A 19,126-nucleotide genomic window follows, 5' to 3' on the forward strand; every position below is an offset into this window, starting at 1 on the left:
CCTCAGTCGAAATGGGCGGTTGCGGTCATCCGGACGACGCCGTCGCCGCGGCGCGCCTGCATCCGGGCGGTGCCGTCGCTGCCGGGCGGACCCGCCTCAAGCGTCATGGCGTCGGTGTCGAACAGCGGGCCGATGCCGCGAAAGGCGAAGCTGCGCGGGCGCCCGGCATGGGAAACGAGATGGTCGAGCAGCAGCGTCGCGGTCAGCGGGCCGTGAACGACGAGGGCGGGGTAGCCTTCCTCGCCTTGCGCATAGGCGAGGTCGTAATGGATGCGGTGGGCATTGCCGGTCAGCGCCGAATAGCGGAACAGCAGCACCGGATCGGGCTGGAACGGCCGGGACCATGGCATCGCGGAGGCCGGTTCTGACGGGGCTGCCTGAGCAGCGGCGCCACTACCGACCGCCTCGCGGTAGACGATGTCCTGATGCTCGGTGAGAATCGGACCGCGCGCATCGGCGACCTCGTGCCGCACGGTCACGAACACCAGTTCGCCGCTGCGCCCGGACTTGGCGCTGACCGCCTCGATGGTGGACCTCCGCTCCAGCGCGGCGCCGAGCGGAATGGCGCGCTCCCATGTCACGCGGCTGCCCGCCCACATGCGGCGCGGCAAGGGGACGGGGGGGAGGAAGCCGCCTTTGGCCGGGTGTCCGTCAGCGCCGGTGTCGCCGCGCATCATCGCGGGCCGGAAGCACAGCCAGTGCCCCAGCAGCAGCGCGCCCGCGGCGGGGTCGAGTTCGCGCGAACACAGGGCGCCCAGCAGCCTCGCGGCGGTGCCTTCGTCCAGCACGTCGCGCGCGGTCTCGCTGCGTCCGATCCAGTCCTGATACGTCATGTCCGCTCCATGCCGCGCCGCCGTGGGTGGCCGACAGCCGCGAGGCGGTTTTGTTCGGATGCCGGTCAGTGCGCGTCGAGAACGTCCAGGATCGCGTTGGGGAGACGCGAATCCACCCAGTCGGCGGCGAAGTCCCCGATCCGCACGATTACCAGATCGCGCGATGGCGAGACGTAGACCCGCTGCCCCACCGCACCGTCGAAGATCAGCATGTCGTCCGCGCGAAACGGCGCGCCCATCGGCAGCGGCGGCGCGGCGCCGCTGCCATAGCTGCGCGTGGCGGCATGGGGCGATCCGCGCCAGATCTGCAGGCCGTAGTTGGAGTTGGTCGGCGAAGGCGCGGTCATCGTGTCCATCCACGCGCGCGAGATCACCTGTGCGCCGCCCACCGCACCGTGATCGGCGATCAGGCGGCCGACGCGCACCCAGTCGCGCGGGGTCGCCAGCAGGCAGCAGAACGTGCGGGCCATGCCGTGCGGCCGGTCTAGCCAGGCAAAGGCGTCGCCCGCGCCCAGCGGCTGCCACACGGTGCGCGAGAGCCAGCGGGCATAGCGCATGCCGGTGGCGCGCTGGAGGACCAGCATGGCGAGGGCATTGTCGGTGTTGTTGTAGTCGAAACGAGTGCCGGGCGCGTGATCGAGCGGCGTCGCCAGCACTTGTGCTTCCAGCCGGGTGCCCAGCATCTGCGCCTCGCCGGGGCCGCCCCTGGTGGCGGCGCCGACCTTGTGCAGGCCCGAGCGCATCTGCAGCGCCTGACGCAGGGTGATCGCCCCGCGCGGGTCGTGCGCCCACTCGCCGATCCAGCGCGAGACGGGCGCGTCGATATCGATCAGCCCCCGGTCCACCGCCGCGCCGACCGCCAGCGCGAGCACCGGCTTGGGCATTGAGGCGGGCGCGGAAAGCATGCCGGGGCCGAAGCCCTCACCGTAGTGTTCGAGCCGCAGAGCGCCCTGCGACCATACCAGCAGGGCGGCGGTGCGGTGCGCGCCGATCGCGCCTTGCGCGGCGGCGAGCAGCCGCGGAGCGAGGGCATCCGATACCGGCAGCGGGGCGGCATCGCGGCCGGGCACCCGTTCGAGCGGACGCAGCTTGCTCACCTCCAGCGCGTGGCCGGGCGAGGCCCACCAGGCGCGGCGTTCTTCGAGCAGCCGCGTCTCGTTCACGCTGGTGCAGCTCGCCGCCAGCATCAGCAGTGCCGTGATGGCGATGCGCTTCACGGCGCCGTCCCGGCAACCTTGCGGGTGAAGGCGAGCGAGGCGGCCAGCGCCTTGCGGTGGGCCTCCAGCGTCGCCGCTTCGGTGGGTGCACGGAAACCATGGTCGGCGCCGTGAATCATCACCAGTTCGGCGGGGATGCCCTTGGCGCGCAGCAGTTCGAGGAAGTGCGTGCTCTGCGCCGGAGGTGCGGACTTGTCCGCCGAGCCGTGGACCAGCAGCATCGGCGGGTCGCCCGGATCGAGATAGTGCGCGGCCGAAGGGGCCTCCAGCTGCTCTTTCGTGCAGCCTTCGGGCTTGCAACCGAAGTAGGGATGCTGCTCGATTGGGAACGGGCCGCCGATCGGGCGGGTGAAATCGTAGGCGCCGTACCACGCCACCGCGCCCTGCACGCAGTCCGAGACCGAGGTGGGCGGCCCATGCAGCACCGCGCCGTAGCCGGGGGCGGTGTCCGGTTCGAGCGCGGCGACGCCGCAATTGGTGGCGGCGATCGCGGAAAGCTGGCCGCCCGCCGATCCGCCCCAGGTCACGAAATGGCCTGCGTCCAGCCCGAATTCGGCGGCATTGGCGCGCAGCCAGCGGATCGCGGTCTTCACGTCCTTGAGCGCGGCGGGGAAGGGGGCCTCGCTGCCGAAGCGGTATTCGACCGAGGCGACCCCGAAGCCCTGCGCGGCGATCTCGGCCAGCACCTTGGGCAGATCGGCGAAGGCGCCTTCGTGGCGCGTATCGCCGAAGATCCACCCGCCGCCGTGGATCAGGACGATGACCGGCAGCGGTCCCTTGCGCGTCTTGGGCAGGTAGAGGTCGAGCGTCAGCGGGCGAAAGCCCTGCAGATCGGCATAAGTCATGGCCGGATAGACCACCGCCTCGCCCAGCGGCACTTGCGCGCGGGCAAGGCTGGTCGGGGCGCAGGGCGCTGCGGTGCAGACGGTGAAACCGGGCACGGCATCGGCCGCGCCGAGGAGCGACGGCGAGGCCAGGAACGCGGCGCCGGCAAGCACCAGCGGGAGAAGGCGGGAAGGCATCGTCATCTTGCTCCCAAAAACGACCGCGCGCCGCCTCTCCCTTGCGGGACGGGCGGCGCGCGGGGACAGGTTCAGGTCAGAAGCGGACCCCGAGCGTCGCGGTGACGCGGCGCGGGTCCATCGGGTAGACGCGGCTCGCCAGCGCCAGCATGTAGGCATGCTGGCCGGTGCAGTTGGTGCAGCCCACCGAACCGTACCAGTCGCCGCGATCGTAGCGCACGCTGGCGTCGATCATGTCCTGCGTGACGGTGCGCACCGGGTTCAGGATCGCGATCTGGTAGGGAGACATGTGCCGCCACAGGCCCGAGAACGTCAGCTTCTGCTTGTCGCCAAGGTCCATCACGTACGTCGAGCCCGCGGTGACCTGGAACTTGGGCGCCTGCGTCGGGATCTCCGAGTCCGAAAGCTGGGCCGTCGCCGGGACGTTCGGGAACTCGTAGGTCTTCAGGTACTTGGCATCGAGGTAGCTGCCCGTCGCGTTCAGCGAGAGGCCCGGCAGCACTTCGAAGGCGGCGTCGAACTCGATGCCCATCGTGCGCACGTCGGCGATGTTCTGGAGCAGCGTGGTCAGCGTCGAGGTGCTGTCGAGGAACACCTGCACGGTGTTCTGGTAACCCTTCAGCTTCTGGTAGAAGCCGGTCAGGTTCAGCTTGCCGCGCCCGCCCATGAACTGCGAGCGCAGGCCCGCCTCATAGGACCACACCTTCTCCGGATCGACCGCGATGACGAGGTTGGGATTGCTCACGCGCGCGTTCCAGCCGCCCGCCTTGAAGCCGTTGGTGGCCGAGACGAAGACGTTCACATCGCGCGAGAAATCATATTGCAACGCCACGCGCGGGGTGAAGCGGTTCGAGGTCAGCTTGACGGGCTGGCCGCGCGCGATGACGTCGGCGGTGGAGATCGTCGGCGCGTTCACCTCGTCCATCGGGATGTAGGCGAGTTCCTTCACGTCGTGCGTGAAGCGGCCGCCCAGCGTCAGGGTCACGCCTTCCACCGGCTTGATGTCCGCCTGCGCATAGGCCGCGTAGGAGTTCGTCGTGGTGCGGATCTTGATGTCCTGGGTATAGGTGATCGTCGATCCGCTGGCGCTGGCGTTCGACAGGCGGTTCTCGTCGACGAGGTTGAGGTAGTAGAGGCCCGCGACGTACTGGATCTTGTCGTCCCAGGCCTCGCCCGACCACTTCAGCTCGCCGCTATGCGAATAGCCGTAGCCGTCCGAGAACAGGTTGCTGCCGCCGTAAGGATAATTGTCGACGGTGCCGACCGGGAAGCTGTAGACCGCCCAGTACTGGCGGAAGCCGTAGAGCACCTGCAGGTCGCCCGCGTCGGTCTCGAAGTCCATCACCGAGCCCAGGCCCAGCGAACGCGCGACCGAGCAGGCGCCGCCCTTGCCCGCGGCCCAGGCGGCCATCGGGTCCTTGCCGCAGTCGCCCACGGGGACGCCGACGGTGGTGTGATACCAGTTGGCGGGCGGCGGGCTCGTGGTGTTCGGCGCCGGCTCGCCGGTGGCCGATAGCGGGAAGCCGAGACCCTGGTTGCGCTGGTAGCTGGCCGAGAGATCCCAGGTCATCGTGTCGGTCGGCAGCAGGCGCACGTCCTCGCGCACGCCCCAGTTCTTCTCGCCGCCCACGGTCTTGCCGGTGGCGTCGTTCTTGATGAAGCCGGGGTCGTTGACCCAGAAGCCGCTGGTCTTGGTCAGCACCTTGTCGCTGATCGGCGCATCGACCGATCCCTTGACGCGGATCTTGTCGTAGCTGCCGTAGGAGCCCTCCAAATAGCCGCCGAAGTGGTCGGCCGGCTTCTTGAGGATGACGTTGACCGCGCCGCCCGAAGTGTTGCGGCCGAACAGCGTGCCTTGCGGGCCGCGCAGCACTTCGATGCGCTCGACGTCGAACAGGCCGATGTTGTTGGCGTTGGAGCGGGCGATGATAAGGTCGTTCTCGTACATCGTCACCGGCGGATCGTTGGTGGTGGTGATGTCGAGCGTGCCGATGCCGCGGATGAAGTAGGTCGCGGTCGCCTTGAACGACGACTGCGTGATGTGCGTCGAGGGCACGAAGTTGGCGACGTCGAACACGTCGTCCATGCCCAGACGCTCGACGTCGGCGCTGGAGAAGGCGGTGATGGCGACCGGCACGTCCTGCAGGTTCTGCTCGCGGCGCTGGGCGGTGACGACGATGTCGTTGCCCGTGCCGGAGGAGGAAGCCTGCGGGGCTTCGGGCGCCTCGTCGGCGAAGGCGGGTGTGGAAAGTAGGGCGACGGCGCAAGCCGACAGCCTGAGAAGTGACCTCATGCTCATGGTAATCCCCCTGCAATGATCTTGGAATGGCAAGTCTGGCAGTGCGGGAATGCTGCGATGATTCGGGCGAAATGCGGGGGGTGTTCGTGAACTTGATCGACAGCCGATCATTCCGCCGTCAACGCCGGATATGCGGTGAAAAGCGCGCAATATGGCGATGTGCAAGGTGGCGCGATCTGTCTCGTCGGATAAGTTCGCAGGCCGCCTTCGGGCTCGTGCAGTAGAGGGCTATTGTGAAGTTTCAAAGAAGCCTGCGCCGTCATCCGGTACTCTATCCGGTGATCTTCGTGCTTGTCGTGTTCGTGGCCTGGACGCTGGCGACCCTGCCTGTCGTCAAGCCGCGCTTCGGCGATGCGGCGCGGCCGCTTTCCGGCGAGGGGGCGGTGCTGGCGCGCGTCACCGGGCGTGATGGCGACTGGTCCGGCACCGGGGGGGATCCGGGCGGCAGCCAGTGGTCGCCGCTCGGCCAGATCACGCCCGCCAACGTGAGCGATCTCGAAGTCGCCTGGACGCACCATTCGGGCGACTTCAAGGACGGCGACACCTATTCGGGCACGCGCATGGAGTTCATCCCGCTGGTGGCCGGGCGCACGCTCTATTACTGCACACCGTTCGACCGTGTGCTCGCCGTCGATGCGGCGACCGGGAAACAGAAGTGGGCCTTCGATCCGTTCAAGGCCTCGGGCGGACACCCCGCGCTGCTGGCCGGCACGATGGCGCCCAAGCACTGCCGCGGCGTCGCCTACTGGCGCGATCCGCAGGCGGCGCCGGGCGCGACTTGCGGCGAGCGCATCTATCGCTCCTCGGGCGACCGCGCGATCGTCGCGCTCGATGCCGCCACCGGGCGCCCTTGCGCGGACTTCGGGGCCGGGAACGGCCATCACGGCTTCGTCACTCATGCCGATTTCGATCCGCGCGGCGAAGGGCCGGTGCCTGCCAGCTCGCCCCCGATCGTCATCAACGGCGTACTGATCGCCGCCACCGGCGCGCGCGACAACTTGCGCGACGCGGCCGACGGCATCGTGCGTGGCTTCGACGCGCGCAGCGGCCGGATGCTCTGGGAATTCGACCCGATCCCCGCCGGGCACGAGCATGATACCGGCGCGGCGAACATCTGGTCGCTGCTCTCCGGCGATCCGGGCCGGGGTCTGGTGTTCCTGGCTACCACCAGCCCTTCGCCGGACTATTATTCGGGCACCCGCCGGTTCGACATTCCCTATTCGGACGCCGTCGTCGCGGTGGACGTGAAGACGGGGCAGGTGCGCTGGCACTACCAGACCGTGCACAACGACCTGTTCGACTACGACCTGCCGACCAACCCGATGCTGGTGACCATCCGCAAGGACGGCGCCTTGCGGGACGTGGTGATCCAGCCCACCAAGAGTGGCCTCGTCTTCGTGCTCGACCGCGATACCGGCAAGCCGGTGTTCCCGGTCCGCGAGACGCCGGTGCCACAATCGACCGTCCCCGGCGAAAAGGCCTCGCCCACGCAGCCGATCCCGGTCCTGCCCGAAAGCTTCGCCAAGACCAGCGTGACGCGCGGCGAGATGTTCGGCCTGACCCCGATCGACCGCGCCTGGTGCCGTGCGAAATTCGATTCGCTGCGCTATGACGGACCCTTCACCCCGCCTGACGCCAGGGGCTCGCTGACCGTGCCGAGTTCGATGGGCGGCACCAACTGGGGCGGCGCTACCTACGATCCGGTCACCAACCTGCTCGTCGTCAAGACCGACAACCTCGCCTCCACCATGGCCATCCGCGAGAAGCCCAAGGGGTTCAAGAACGGCGACTTCATGACCCGCGAACTGCCGGGCACCAACCTCATCGCGAGCGGCGAGTTCTTCCTCTCCCCGCTGGGCGTGCCGTGCATGCCGCCGCCCTGGGGCACGCTGACCGCGATCGACATGAGCAGCGGGAAGATCGCGTGGCAGGTGCCGCTCGGCCAGTCGCACCGCTTCGGGCTGACGGTGCCGGGCTTCCTCAACTGGGGTTCGCCGACGGTGGGCGGGCCGACCTCGACGCGCGGCGGCCTGGTGTTCATCGGCGCGACGCTGGATTCGCGGCTGCACGCCTACGATATCCGCACGGGTCGTCAGGTATGGAACGCCGAACTGCCGGCGCCCGGCATGTCGGTTCCGGCCAGCTACGAGGTGGATGGAACCCAGTACGTCGCCATCGCCGCAGGCGGCAACGCCTTCGCGGGCACGAAGCTGTCCGACGCGCTGGTGGTCTACAAGCTGAAGAAATGAGGCGAAGCGCTCCCCGCAAGGGGAGCGCGATCTCGCCGGATGGCGCCTGCGAAGTGTTCGATCAGTCCGGGCAGGCCGCGCCGCTGTCCACCCATGCCTGCGTGAGCGCGCCGAACAGCGCCTGCGTGCCGGGTGCGGGCTTGCGGCCGGGGCCCGGGCGCCAGGCCCAGCCGACGAGGTGGTCCTCGCCGTTGTGCTCCACCAGCTGCGCCAGCGACTTGCCGCCATTGCGCGACGGGTCCGACATCTGGCGGCAGATCTGACCGAGCGTGCGCCCCTGCCAGGCCATCTCGCGCGGGGCGAGATGCCAGTGCGGATCGCCCGGAATGCTGCCCTCGCTGCCGGAAAAGGCGACGTTGGCATCGCCGTGGCAGGTACGGCAGCGCATTGCCGTCACCCCCTCGCCCCGGGGCCCGCGCGTCACCGGCGGACTGTGGAGCGTCATCGCATCGCCCTGGGTAGGGCTGTCGGTGCGCGGGTGGCAGTTGAGGCAGCGGGGGCTCCGGATCACCTTGCCCATCTCCGCGAACAGCGCGAGCGAGCGCTGGCGCGGGTCGGCGATTCCGGCGAAGTCGGCCGGACCGCGCAGCGTCTCAGGCCCATCGCCCACCCGCGCCAGCACCGTCGCCGAGACGAGCGCGAGGCTGGCCGCAAGCACGATCCGCGCCGCCCGCATCAGCGCTGCTCCCGCAGCCGCGACGCCGCGAGCCGGATGCCCTGGCGGATGCGCAGGTAGGTGGCGCAGCGGCAGATGTTGCCGGCCATGGCGGCGTTGATGTCGGCGTCCGAAGGGTCCGCGATCGCGGCGACGAGCACGGTGGCGGCCATGATCTGGCCCGACTGGCAGAACCCGCACTGCGGCACGTCCAGCTCGGTCCAGGCCTGCTGCAGGGCGCGGGCGACGCGTCCCGGCGTTCCGTGCGCGGCCGCCGCACCCTCGATCGTGGTCACCGCCCTGCCGGCCACGCTGCCGAGCGGGGTGACGCAGGCGCGGCGCGTGGAACCATCGACATGCACGGTGCAGGCCCCGCACTGGGCGACGCCGCAGCCGTACTTGGTCCCCGTCAGCCCCAGTTCGTCGCGCAGCACCCAGAGCAGCGGCGTATCGGCATCGCTGGCAGCGGCGACCTTGCGGCCGTTGAGCGTGAAGGCGGTGGTCATGCGCGGGCTTCCCGGATGGCGCGGGCGAAGGGCAGGCGCTCGATCGCCATGCCGGTCAGCTGCCGCCAGGCGCTGGCGATCGCAGGGGCGAGCGGCGGCACCGGCGGCTCGCCGATACCGCTGGGATCGGCGCCGCTGGCGATGATGGCGACCTCCACCTCGGGCATGTCGCCGATCCTGAGCGAGGGGTAGCGGTCGAAGTTCGTCTGCATGACGCGTCCGCCTTCGCCGAGCACGATCTCGGCATGGAGCGCGTGGCCAACGGCAAAGCCGATGCCACCCTCGACCTGGGCGCGGATGTTGTCGGGATTGATCGGCAACCCGCAGTCCACCGCGCACCAGACCTTGTGGACGCGCGGCGATCCGTCTTTCCCGCGTGAGACTTCGGCGACTTGCGCCACGTAAGTCCCGAAACTCTTCACATAGGCGAAGCCCAGCGCGCGGCCTTCGCGGCGCGGGCCGGACCATCCGGCGATTTCGGCGGCGCGACGCACGACCGTGCGCCCACGCTCGTCCTCCATCAGCGCGAGGCGCCCTTGGACGAGGTCGATGCCCACGCCCGCGAGCAGGCGGTCGATCATCGCCTCGACCACGTAGCCGGTGTGGCTGGCGCCGACCGAGCGCCACCAGTTGACCGGGATCCGGCTCGGCAGTTCGCTGACGCCGAGGCGGCGGGCGGGCACGCGGTAGCCGATCTCGTCCGCGCCCTCGACCATCAGCTTGTCGTAGCCGCGCTTGCGTGCGCCCGCCTCGAACGGGGTTCCGGCGACGATCGACTGGCCGGCCATGCGGTGGTCCCAGCCCAGGATCGTGCCGTCCGCGCCGATCGCCGCGCGTACCTTGTGGACCATCATCGGGCGGTAGAAGCCGCCGGTCAGGTCGTCTTCGCGCGTCCACAGGAACTTGACCGCCTCCGGCCCGCCCCAGGCGGCGCAGACCTTGCCGGCCTGATGGCCGAACTCGCGCCCGGGCGTCGCGCGGCGACCGAAACTGCCGCCGGCGTAGCACTGGTGAAGCGTGACCTTGTCCGCCGCGACGCCGAGTTCCTCGGCCATGGCGGCGGGTTCGAGCACCTGGAACTGGCTGCCGGCCCAGACGTCGAGCCGCCCGTCGCGCAGCCGCAGCGTGGCGTTCAGCGGCTCCATCGGCGCATGGGCGAGGTAAGGCAGCACGAATTGCCCCTCGACCACCCGCGCGCCTGTGGGAAGCGTCGCGGGGAAGGGACCGGTATCGACGACGGCGAAGCCCGGCAGCGCGGCGAGGCGCAGCGCCTCGGCCTCCAGCGCTTGCGAATCGCGGGTCTCCGCGCCGGTATGGTCCCAGGTCACCGCCAGCGCCTTGCGCCCCCCGAGGGCGGCGGCCATGCTGTCGGCATAGACCGCGACACCGGCGTCGGCCGGTGCCACCTTGCGCACGCCGGGCACTGCCAGGGCAGCGGCAGCATCGTACGTCGCCATCCTCGCCCCGAAGGCGGGCGGGTGCGCCATGACCGCGTGGACCATGCCATCGTGCCGCACGTCCATCGCGAACCTGGCCGAGCCGTCGGACTTGCACGCCGAATCGCGGCGCGGCGCGACCTTGCCGATCAGGCGGAACCGCTCCGGCGACTTCAGCGGCGGATCTTCCGGCACCGGCAGGCGCGCGGCGGCGAGGGCAAGCTCTCCGTAGTGCGCGCGGTGGCGCCCGGCCTGCGCCACGCCGCGCTCGGTGGAGATCTGCGCCGCCGCGACGCCCCAGCGCGCGGCCGCCGCATCGACCAGCATCGCCCGCGCCGCCGCCCCGGCCTTGCGCATCTGCAGCCAGGCGCTGGCCATCGTCGTCGAGCCGCCGACCGCCATCGTGCCCATCCGCAGGTTGGCGTAGCGCTTGTCGTCGTTGGGCGCGAATTCGAAGCGGACCTTGTCCCAGTCGGCATCGAGTTCCTCCGCCACCAGCGTCGCCAGCCCGGTCGCCGCGCCCTGTCCGAACTCGACCGCCTTGATGACGACGGTGACGAGGCCGTCGGCGTCGATCCGGACGAAGGCGTTGGGCTCGAAATTCCGGGACAGGGCCGCCGCGCGCACGCGTCCGGGCAGCGGCAGCAGCGCCGCGACCAGCAGCGCGCCGGTGCCGGACAGCACTTGCCGGCGGTCGGCGCGGATCATGCGGGAACGTCCGTGGACGGGCAGGGCGATGTCATGGGCGATCAGCTTACCGCGCCGTCCCGCCGCGTCCAGCGATGGAATTTTCGAAAAGCCGCCTGCCGAACACTTGGTGGTTTTACTGAAGTTTCATGTCCGCGCACGTCGTGCGTCCGGAGACGGCACACTTCCGGCGGCAGGCAACGCGCTGGAATAGTTGCGTTTGCCGGGGGAAGCGACGACATACCTTCATGAAAACGTTACCATCAGTGTTGCGCTGATCGCAACGAATATCACGGATTGGCTGCATTGAAGGAAAAGGGGGGGCGTATGTGACGTTCCTGTCATCCGGCGGATGCGGGGACACTTGCTGTCGAAGCCGGCGAAAGCAAACAGGGTTGAAAGGGGTTCCATGAAAAATCAGATCGGGTCGCTCAGGCTTATCGTTTCCGGCATGCTCGCCGGTACGGCGCTGTGTTCCATGCCGGCACTGGCCCAGGACGCGGCAGGCGCCAGCGACGGCGTCGGGGGCGACATCGTCGTCACGGCCTCCAAGCGCACGTCCTCGACCATCCAGGACACCCCGATCGCCGTGCAGGCGCTGGGCGGAGACTCGCTCAAGGAGAAGGGCGCGGTCGATTTCGCCGACTTCTACCGTTCGATCCCGGCACTGAACGTCCAGGACGAAGGCCCGGGCGACAAGCGCTACGTCATCCGCGGCATCAACGCTGCCGGCGCCGGCACCGTGGGCCTCTACCTCGACGAGACCGTCATCACCGGCGAGAACTCGCAGGACGGCGGCGGCCAGGCTCCTGACGTGAAGCTGTTCGACATCGACCGCGTCGAAGTGCTCAAGGGACCGCAGGGCACAACCTTCGGCGCCAGCTCGATGGCCGGCACGATGCGCTACATCACCAAGAAGGCCGATCCCGACGGCGGCGTGAACGGCTACTTCCAGTCGGCCCTGCGCGCCACCAAGGGTGCTGCGCTGGGCATGCAGAGCGACGGCGCGGTGAACATCCCGATCGTCAAGGGCGTGTTCGCGGTCCGCGCCTCGGGCTTCTATGCCGACCTGCCGGGCTGGATCGACAACAAGTTCGAGAACGGCGCCAACGCCGAGAAGAGCAAGGCCGGCCGCATCACCGCCCGCCTGCAGGCGACGCCCGACCTGACCGTGGATGTCACCGCGATGTACCAGGACGTCCACCAGGACGCGAAGAACTATTACAACCTGCAAGACTACAGCGGCGCCGCGCTGCCCAGGGACTATCAGGCCGACGAGGTCCGCTCGCCCTACGACGACAAGAGCGAGATCTACAACGCCACCGTCAACTACAAGCAGAGCTACGGCACCTTCACCGGCACCGTCTCGCGCTTCGTGCGCGACACCGGCTTCACGCGCGATGCCAGCCTTGCGGCGGACTCGTTCTTCGGGCTCGACTACAGCGACGAAGGCCGCAGCGCGCTGGTGCAAAAGAAGCACCGCCGGGTGGACAGCGGCGAACTGCGCTTCGCCTCGGACTTCGGTGGCCCGATCCAGGTGCTCGTCGGCGGCTTCTTCCAGAACGAGAACCGCTTCTACCACAGCTCGTGGCCGACCGCCGATGCCCAGGGCAATATCACGGCCGATTCCGACATGCTGCTCGACCGCACCGTCGACACCCGCATCAAGGAACGCGCGCTGTTCGGCGAACTGAGCTACAAGTTCCTCGACAACCTGACCTTCACCGCCGGTGCCCGCCTGTTCGACTTCAAGCTCAGCCAGCTTTCCACCTCGCTCGTCGCTGCGGGTGGCGGCGCCGGTTCGGGTGCGGGCAACATGCTGCACGCCAAGGACAACGGCGTGATCGGCCGCTTCAACCTGGCATGGAAGGTCAGCGATCAGGTCAATACTTACGTGCAGGTCGCGCAGGGCTATCGCTCGGGCGGCACCAACGATCCGACCGCGGCCGAGATCGCCGGCGTGACCATCCCCGAGGGCTACGGTTCGGATTCGCTGTGGAACTACGAGTGGGGCGTGAAGACCACCCTGCTTGACCGCAAGCTGTTCCTTAACGGCGCGCTTTACTACATCGACTGGTCGGACATCCAGGTCTCGCAGCAGGCCACCAGCGGCACCGTGTCGTTCAGCTACACCGGCAACGGCGGCAAGGCGACGGTCAAGGGCGCGGAAGTCACGCTCGAAGCGCGTCCGGTCGCCGGCCTCGACATCAATGTTTCGGGCAACTACAACGTCGCCGAACTCAGCGAGGACAACCCCATCGTGGCGACCGGCCGCAAGGGCGACCGCATCCCCTACGTCCCCAAGCTGACCGGCGCGGCCAGCGTCGATTACACCACGTTCGTCGATGCACTGGGCTTGGACGCCTCGTTCGGTGCCAACGTGTCCTACCAGGGATCGTCGGCCACCAAGTTCAACGCGACGATCGACAACTACCAGAAGCTGGACTCGTACTGGATGGTGGGCCTGCGCGCGGGTATCAACAAGGCCCCGTGGTCGCTGAACCTCAACGTCAGCAACCTGTTCAACGACCGCACGACGATCAACTACAACGAGATCGTTCCGGGCCTCTATCCGCTGGGCTACTACACCAACCGTCCGCGCACGGTGAGCCTGTCGGGAATGGTGAAGTTCTGACCATGACCGTTGCTGTCTCGACGTTCGTTTTCGGATCGCACCGGATGGCAATCGCATCCCGGAGAGCCTTGCTCTCCGGGATCGCGTTTTGCGCCGTGGCGACCGTTCCTGCCTTCGCAGCCGAGGCACGGCAGCCCTGGCTGGAAACTGCCCTCGAACCCGAACAGCGGGCCGATCTGGTGGTCGCGGCGATGACGGATGACGAGAAGCTGAAGCTCCTTCAGGGCGATACCGAGCTTGATGCCAACGGCACCGGCGTCAACGCCTGCGTCGGCCACATCAGCGGCATCGCCCGCCTCGGCCTGCCGCGCCTGTGCATGGGCGACGGCCCGGCAGGCGTCGGCAACGGCATGAAGGGCGTGACGCAGTTCCCCGCCCCCGTCATGGACGCGGCGACTTTCGACCGCGACCTCATGACCGCCTACGGCAAGGCGCTGGGCGCCGAACACGCGGGCAAGGGGCGCAACGTGGTGCTCGCGCCCACGATCAACATCATCCGCACCCCCAAGTGGGGCCGCCTCGCCGAGACGCTGAGCGAGGACCCTTATCTGACCGCGCAGCTGGGCACTGCAATCACCGGCGGCATCCAGTCGCTGGGCCTGATCGCCACGCCCAAGCACTTCGCGGCCAACAATCAGGAATGGCTGCGTCTGGGCGACGGTCCCGCCTACGAGGCGGTGGACGCCATCGTCCCCGAGCGCGCGCTTCGCGAAATCTACTACCCCGGCTTCGAGGCTGTGGTGAAGCAGGGCAAGGCCGGCTCGATCATGTGCGCGTACAACCGCGTCAACGGCCAGTACGCCTGTGAGAACCCCGGCACGCTGGGCAATCTCAAGCGCTGGGGCTTCGACGGGTTCGTCGTGGCGGACTGGTATTTCGCCCATCGCTCCACTGCGCCCTCGGTGAAGGCGGGGCTCGACATTTCCATGCCCGGCGGCGTCAGCCCCTTCGGTTTCGCCGAGTTCTACGGCGTCAAGGAACTGAAAGCCACGCGGGCCAGCGGCGCCATCACGCAGGCCGACATCGACGGCATGGTGAAGCGCATCGTCACCCCGATGTTCCGCCTCGGCCTAGTCGATCATCCGATCGCGGCGGCCGACGCCAATGCCAACGTGCGCGATCCGGCGCACCTCGTTCTCTCCGAGAAGATCGCCGAGGAAGGCACCGTGCTGCTGCGCAACGAGCGCGGCGTACTGCCCCTGAAGGCGAAGACCATCGCCGTGATCGGCGACGATGCGGGCGCGAACGTCCAGACGTCCGAGCGCTACGGCGGCTTCGTGAAGACCGAGGACGTCGGCACGCTCAAGGCCCCGGTCGATGCGATCAAGGCGGCGCTCGGCGACAAGGCGAGCGTGACGTATGCGCGCGGCACCCTCGGCATCGCGCCGCTGCCCGCCATGCCCGCCTCGGCTTTCGAGGATCTGACGGCGCGCTATTACGCCTCGCCGGACTGGAAGGGCGAACCGCTCGTCACCCGCAAGGAAGCGTCGATCGACTATGCCGAGGCCGGCCCCAAGGCGGGCGTGCAGGGCTTGCCCTCGCTGTGGTCGGCGCGCTGGACGGCGGGCTTCGTGCCGCCGAAGACCGGCACCTACCGCTTCTCGCTCAACGGCGGCGGCGAGATCGCGCTGCTGATCGACGGCAAGCGCGTCGCCTACGTGCCGAAACAGAGCTTCCGCCTTGCCACTCACGGCACCGTCTGGCTCGAAGCGGGCAAGCGCGTGGCGTTGCAGCTTGATTATTCCAACGCGCCGACGCTCTCGGCCAACGAACTGCGCCTCGGCTGGCAGGCTCCGGATTCGACACTGATCGACGAGGCTGTCGCCGCCGCGAAGAAGGCCGAAGTAGTGGTGATCTTCGTCGCAGATCACGTTTCCGAAGGCGCCGACCGCACCGACCTGAAACTCCCCGGCGATCAGGACGCGCTGGTCGAGGCGGTCGCGGCGGCCAACCCCAACACCGTCGTCGTGCTCCACACCGTCGGCCCGGTGCTGATGCCGTGGCGTGACAAGGTCGCGGGTATCCTCGCCGCCTGGTATCCGGGCGAGCAGGCGGCGGACTCCATCGCCGCGCTGCTGACCGGCAAGGCCAACCCCTCGGGCAAGTTACCGGTGACGTTCCCGGCGGACGAGGTCAACGGCCCTGCCGACCAGCCCACGCGCTATCCCGGCATCGGCACCACCGCGCGCTATGACGAGGGCATCCTTGTCGGCTACCGCTGGTACGACGCCAAGGGCATCGCGCCGCTCTATCCCTTCGGCCACGGCCTGTCCTACACGAGCTTCACCTACAGTGGCCTGAAGCTGGCGAAGTCGGGCGAAGGCTGGACGGTCCGCGCCACCGTGCGCAACACCGGCAAGGTCGCGGGCGACGAAGTGGCGCAGCTCTACGTCTCGATGCCTGTCGCCGCGAACGAGCCGCCGCGCCAGCTCAAGGGCTTCGCGCGCGTCTCGCTGCAGCCGGGCAAGTCGGCCACGGTCGAATTCCCGCTGGACCGCCGCGCGCTGTCCTACTGGGACGAGACCACGCACGACTGGCAACTGGCCAAGGGCAGCTACCGCGTCCAGATCGGCTCCAGCTCGCGCGATCTGCCGCTGGGCAAGGACTTCGATCCGGCGCGCTGACCTGCTAGGGACTGGCTTCGTCATTGCGAGCGAAGCGAAGCAATCCATAGCGGTGTAATGCTGCCCTGGATTGCCGCGCCCCTTCGGGGCTCGCAATGACGAGCGGTGTGCGAGTCCCAAAGGAGTTCGATTTGTCCGAAGCCGGAATGCGATACCTGCTGGAAGCGCTCAGCGCCGGATCGATGCGCGCGGCGGGGGATCGGCTCAACGTCGCGCCGTCCTCGATCAGCCGCCAGATTGCGCAGTTGGAGAGCCAGTACGGCCTCGCCCTGATCGAGAAGGGGCGGCGCGGCGTGCGGCTGACCCATGCGGGCGAGATCGTCATCGCCCACTACCGCAACCAGCTGGCCGACCGCGAAGCTCTGCGCGCCAAGCTGGAGGAACTGCGCTCGGTCCGTACGGGCCAAGTGACGGCGGCGATCGGCGACGGCTTCGCGGGGCAGAGCTTCACCTCGATCGTCAGCCAGTTCTCGCAGGCGAACCCGCTGATCCGGCTGGAGATTCTCACCGGCTCCACCACCGAGATCCTGCGCATGATCGCGGACGACGAGGCGCATTTCGGGCTAGTCTTCTCGACGCCCAACGACATGAAGATTCACGTCCGCTCGGTGATCGCGCAGCCGCTGATGGCGATCATGCTGCCCGACAACCCGCTGGCCGCGCAGCCCAGCGTCACCATCGCAGAGCTGGCGGGGGTGCCGCTGGTGCTGCCGCCCGCCCATTTCCGCATCCGCCAGATCCTGAGCGCGGCCGAGGCCAATTCGAAGACCTACTTCCAGCCCGCGATCACCTCGAACTCGATCCACGTCATGCAGGACATGGTGCGCGCGGGGATCGCCGTCGCCATCCTGCCGCAGATTTCGGTGTGGTCGGAACTGACCGAAGGCGCGATGGTCAGCGTGCCGATCGCCGACGACAGCATCGAGGAAACCACCACCAGCCTCGTCCTGCGCTCCGGCCGCCAGCTGGAAGGCGCGCCCTTGCGTCTGCTCAAGCGCATCGAGGCGCAATTGCGGCAGTGGAACCGGCCGGTGGCGCGGGAACGGTGATGTCAGGTTACCTTCGGGTCGTCATTGCGAGCGCAGCGAAACAATCCAGGGCAGTATGAGGCCGCCCTGGATTGTTTCGCTGCGCTCGCAATGACGAGATGGGCGGAAGACAGTCATGCGGGATGACGTTTCGTTTTTCGCAACGTTTCGAGCATTGATTCGTCATTGAATGCAACGTTGACAGCGTCCACGCTGCTCATTGCAATATCCGAGAGCACTGATGACTGACCCGACCGACACTCCCGACAAAACCGGCCTGTCGCGCGCCGACCTGCTGCTGTTGCTGCCGTTCGTGTGGCAACTGGGCTTCGCGCCGTGGGCCAACGGCGTCGAGTGGGCACCTCTGGGTCTGCCGTTCGGGATGGTCTGGCAGATGGCGGGCATCCTTTTCGCCACTGCCGTTCTGGGCCTCCGCTTCATGCTGGACACGCGCAACAGGGAGGGCGGGGCATGATCCTCTCGCTCATCCTGCTGATCGTGTGCGGCACCGTCGCCGGATCGATGCTTTACGGTCGCCGCAAGCAGAAGCGCGCGCAGACCATGGAGGAATGGGCGCTCGGCGGCCGCAAGCTGGGCACGCTGGTCTTCTGGTTCCTCAACGCCGGTGAGATCTACACGACGTTCGCCGTGCTCGGCATCTCAGGATTCGCCTGGGCCTATGGCGCGCCTGCCTATCTGGCGTTCTGCTCGGTCTCGCTCTCGGCGGCGCTGGGCTACTGGCTGACGCCGATGATCCATGCCTATGGGCGGCGCCATGGTCTCGTCACGCAGGCGGACTTCTTCGCGCACCGTTATCAGGCGCGCTGGCTGGGGGTCTGCGTTGCGGCGGCGGGGCTGATCGCGCTGGTGGTCTACGTGCAGATCCAGGTCACCGCGCTGACTCTGGTGGTGCGCCTCGCCGCAGGACCGTGGGTGAGCCAGGGCGCGGCGGCCGGTTTCTCGGTCGTTCTGATGCTGCTCTTCGTGTTCCTCGCGGGCCTGCGCTCCGCCGCGTTCGCCGCAGGCGTGAAGGACGTGCTAATGCTGATCGTGGTGATCGTGCTGGCCTGGACCGTCGCGAGCGTGGTGGGCGAGGCCTCGGTGCTCGACGTCTTCCGCACCGTTGGCGAGCGCTTCCCCGAGGCCATCCGCTTCCCCGGCCTCAAGCCCGAACTCGGCCTCGACGTGACCTGGCTGGTGACCTCGGCGATCAACGTGGCGCTGGGGACGTACATCTTCCCGCACATGTTCCAGCTGTGCTACTCGGCCGACAGCGGCACGACGATCCGGCGCAATGCGGTGTTCCAGCCGATCTACTCGCTCTCCTATTTCTTCATCATCCTGCTCGGCTTCGCGGCGCTGCTGGCCGGGACCAAGGCCCCCGGCGGCGACCCCAATGCGCTGCTGCTGGCCTTCGTGGAGCAGCGCTATCCGGCGTGGATGCTCGGCGTGCTGGCGGGGACCGCCTCGCTGCTGGCGCTGGTGCCGGGCTCGGTGCTGCTGCTGACCTGTGGCTCGATATTCGGGCGCAACATCGTGCGCCCGCTGGTGCCCACCATAGACGACCGCACCGAACTGCTCGTCTCGCGCCTCGCCATGGTCGTGTTCGCGGCGATCGCGCTCTACCTGACCTTGGGCGCGAGCGGCTCGTTGGTCGAGATCGGGCTGTCCGCCTATGCCGCGATCGGCATGCTGGCGCCGGGCGTCTACTGCGCCTTCCTGCTGCGCCGCACGAGCGCCGCCGCCGTCCTGTGCGGATTGCTGACGGGCTATGCGGTGCTCTGGGTGCCCGCGCTGTCGAGCCTTGCCGCCGCATGGTTCCCGCACTGGGAGATCGGCCTCGTCGCGCTGATCGCCAATGCGGTCGTCACCGTGGGCCTGTCTCTGGCAAGCCCGCGCAAGGTGCTCGTCGCCCAACCCGCCTGACGACAGGCT

Annotated in this window: 13 protein-coding genes; 6 read left to right on the forward strand and 7 right to left on the reverse strand. The window is 68.4% G+C overall.

Annotated features, from left to right (window positions below; translation table 11 throughout):
- Window positions 1–2: 2 nt before the first annotated feature.
- The 4 genes from V2S85_RS15620 to V2S85_RS15635 all read right to left on the reverse strand — a co-directional run bounded on the left by V2S85_RS15620 (window position 3) and on the right by V2S85_RS15635 (window position 5,371).
- On the reverse strand, window positions 3–833 hold the full coding sequence (locus V2S85_RS15620) for an FAS1-like dehydratase domain-containing protein (protein WP_330703771.1): 831 nt from the start codon (window positions 831–833) through the stop codon (window positions 3–5).
- Window positions 834–898: 65 nt separating this feature from the next.
- Entirely contained in the window at window positions 899–2,050 is a 1,152-nt protein-coding gene (locus V2S85_RS15625) for a serine hydrolase (protein WP_330703772.1), read from the reverse strand.
- On the reverse strand, window positions 2,047–3,078 hold the full coding sequence (locus V2S85_RS15630) for an alpha/beta hydrolase (RefSeq protein ID WP_330703773.1): 1,032 nt from the start codon (window positions 3,076–3,078) through the stop codon (window positions 2,047–2,049). Before V2S85_RS15630 ends, V2S85_RS15625 begins: the two co-directional genes overlap by 4 nt.
- A 70-nt stretch (window positions 3,079–3,148) precedes the next feature.
- Window positions 3,149–5,371 (reverse strand): TonB-dependent receptor, encoded by a 2,223-nt coding sequence (locus tag V2S85_RS15635; RefSeq protein WP_330703774.1) that lies wholly within the window; start codon window positions 5,369–5,371, stop codon window positions 3,149–3,151.
- A 233-nt stretch (window positions 5,372–5,604) separates the two neighbouring features.
- Here V2S85_RS15635 and V2S85_RS15640 point away from each other — a divergent pair, with 233 nt between their 5' ends.
- Window positions 5,605–7,620 (forward strand): pyrroloquinoline quinone-dependent dehydrogenase, encoded by a 2,016-nt coding sequence (locus tag V2S85_RS15640; protein WP_330703775.1) that lies wholly within the window; start codon window positions 5,605–5,607, stop codon window positions 7,618–7,620.
- A 61-nt stretch (window positions 7,621–7,681) separates the two neighbouring features.
- On the opposite strand, the gene V2S85_RS15645 is transcribed toward V2S85_RS15640, so the two are convergent.
- From V2S85_RS15645 to V2S85_RS15655, 3 genes are read right to left on the reverse strand one after another with little or no spacing between them, the layout of a single operon-like run.
- Window positions 7,682–8,296 carry an Isoquinoline 1-oxidoreductase subunit gene (locus tag V2S85_RS15645; protein ID WP_330703776.1) on the reverse strand — a complete coding sequence of 205 codons (615 nt, stop codon included), beginning with the start codon at window positions 8,294–8,296 and terminating at the stop codon, window positions 7,682–7,684.
- A complete protein-coding gene (locus V2S85_RS15650) occupies window positions 8,296–8,781 on the reverse strand; it encodes a (2Fe-2S)-binding protein (RefSeq protein WP_330703777.1) in 486 nt (161 codons plus the stop codon). Before V2S85_RS15650 ends, V2S85_RS15645 begins: the two co-directional genes overlap by 1 nt.
- Entirely contained in the window at window positions 8,778–10,925 is a 2,148-nt protein-coding gene (locus V2S85_RS15655) for a xanthine dehydrogenase family protein molybdopterin-binding subunit (RefSeq protein ID WP_330703778.1), read from the reverse strand. Before V2S85_RS15655 ends, V2S85_RS15650 begins: the two co-directional genes overlap by 4 nt.
- Before the next feature lie 388 nt (window positions 10,926–11,313).
- Between V2S85_RS15655 and V2S85_RS15660 the strand changes: the two genes are divergently transcribed.
- From V2S85_RS15660 to V2S85_RS15680, 5 genes are all read left to right on the forward strand, one after another.
- Entirely contained in the window at window positions 11,314–13,539 is a 2,226-nt protein-coding gene (locus tag V2S85_RS15660; RefSeq protein ID WP_330703779.1) for a TonB-dependent receptor, read from the forward strand.
- A 95-nt stretch (window positions 13,540–13,634) separates the two neighbouring features.
- The gene (locus tag V2S85_RS15665) at window positions 13,635–16,163 is read left to right on the forward strand and encodes a beta-glucosidase (protein WP_330703780.1); all 2,529 of its coding nucleotides are present in this window, start codon (window positions 13,635–13,637) and stop codon (window positions 16,161–16,163) included.
- Window positions 16,164–16,294: 131 nt separating this feature from the next.
- On the forward strand, window positions 16,295–17,212 hold the full coding sequence (locus V2S85_RS15670) for a LysR family transcriptional regulator (protein WP_330703781.1): 918 nt from the start codon (window positions 16,295–16,297) through the stop codon (window positions 17,210–17,212).
- 220 nt (window positions 17,213–17,432) lie between these two features.
- A complete protein-coding gene (locus V2S85_RS15675; protein ID WP_330703782.1) occupies window positions 17,433–17,666 on the forward strand; it encodes a DUF3311 domain-containing protein in 234 nt (77 codons plus the stop codon).
- Window positions 17,663–19,117 carry a sodium:solute symporter family protein gene (locus tag V2S85_RS15680; protein WP_330703783.1) on the forward strand — a complete coding sequence of 485 codons (1,455 nt, stop codon included), beginning with the start codon at window positions 17,663–17,665 and terminating at the stop codon, window positions 19,115–19,117. Before V2S85_RS15675 ends, V2S85_RS15680 begins: the two co-directional genes overlap by 4 nt.
- The last annotated feature ends 9 nt before the right edge of the window (window positions 19,118–19,126 follow it).

It is taken from the genome of Novosphingobium resinovorum (genome assembly GCF_036352595.1).
GTDB lineage: Bacteria > Pseudomonadota > Alphaproteobacteria > Sphingomonadales > Sphingomonadaceae > Novosphingobium > Novosphingobium resinovorum_B.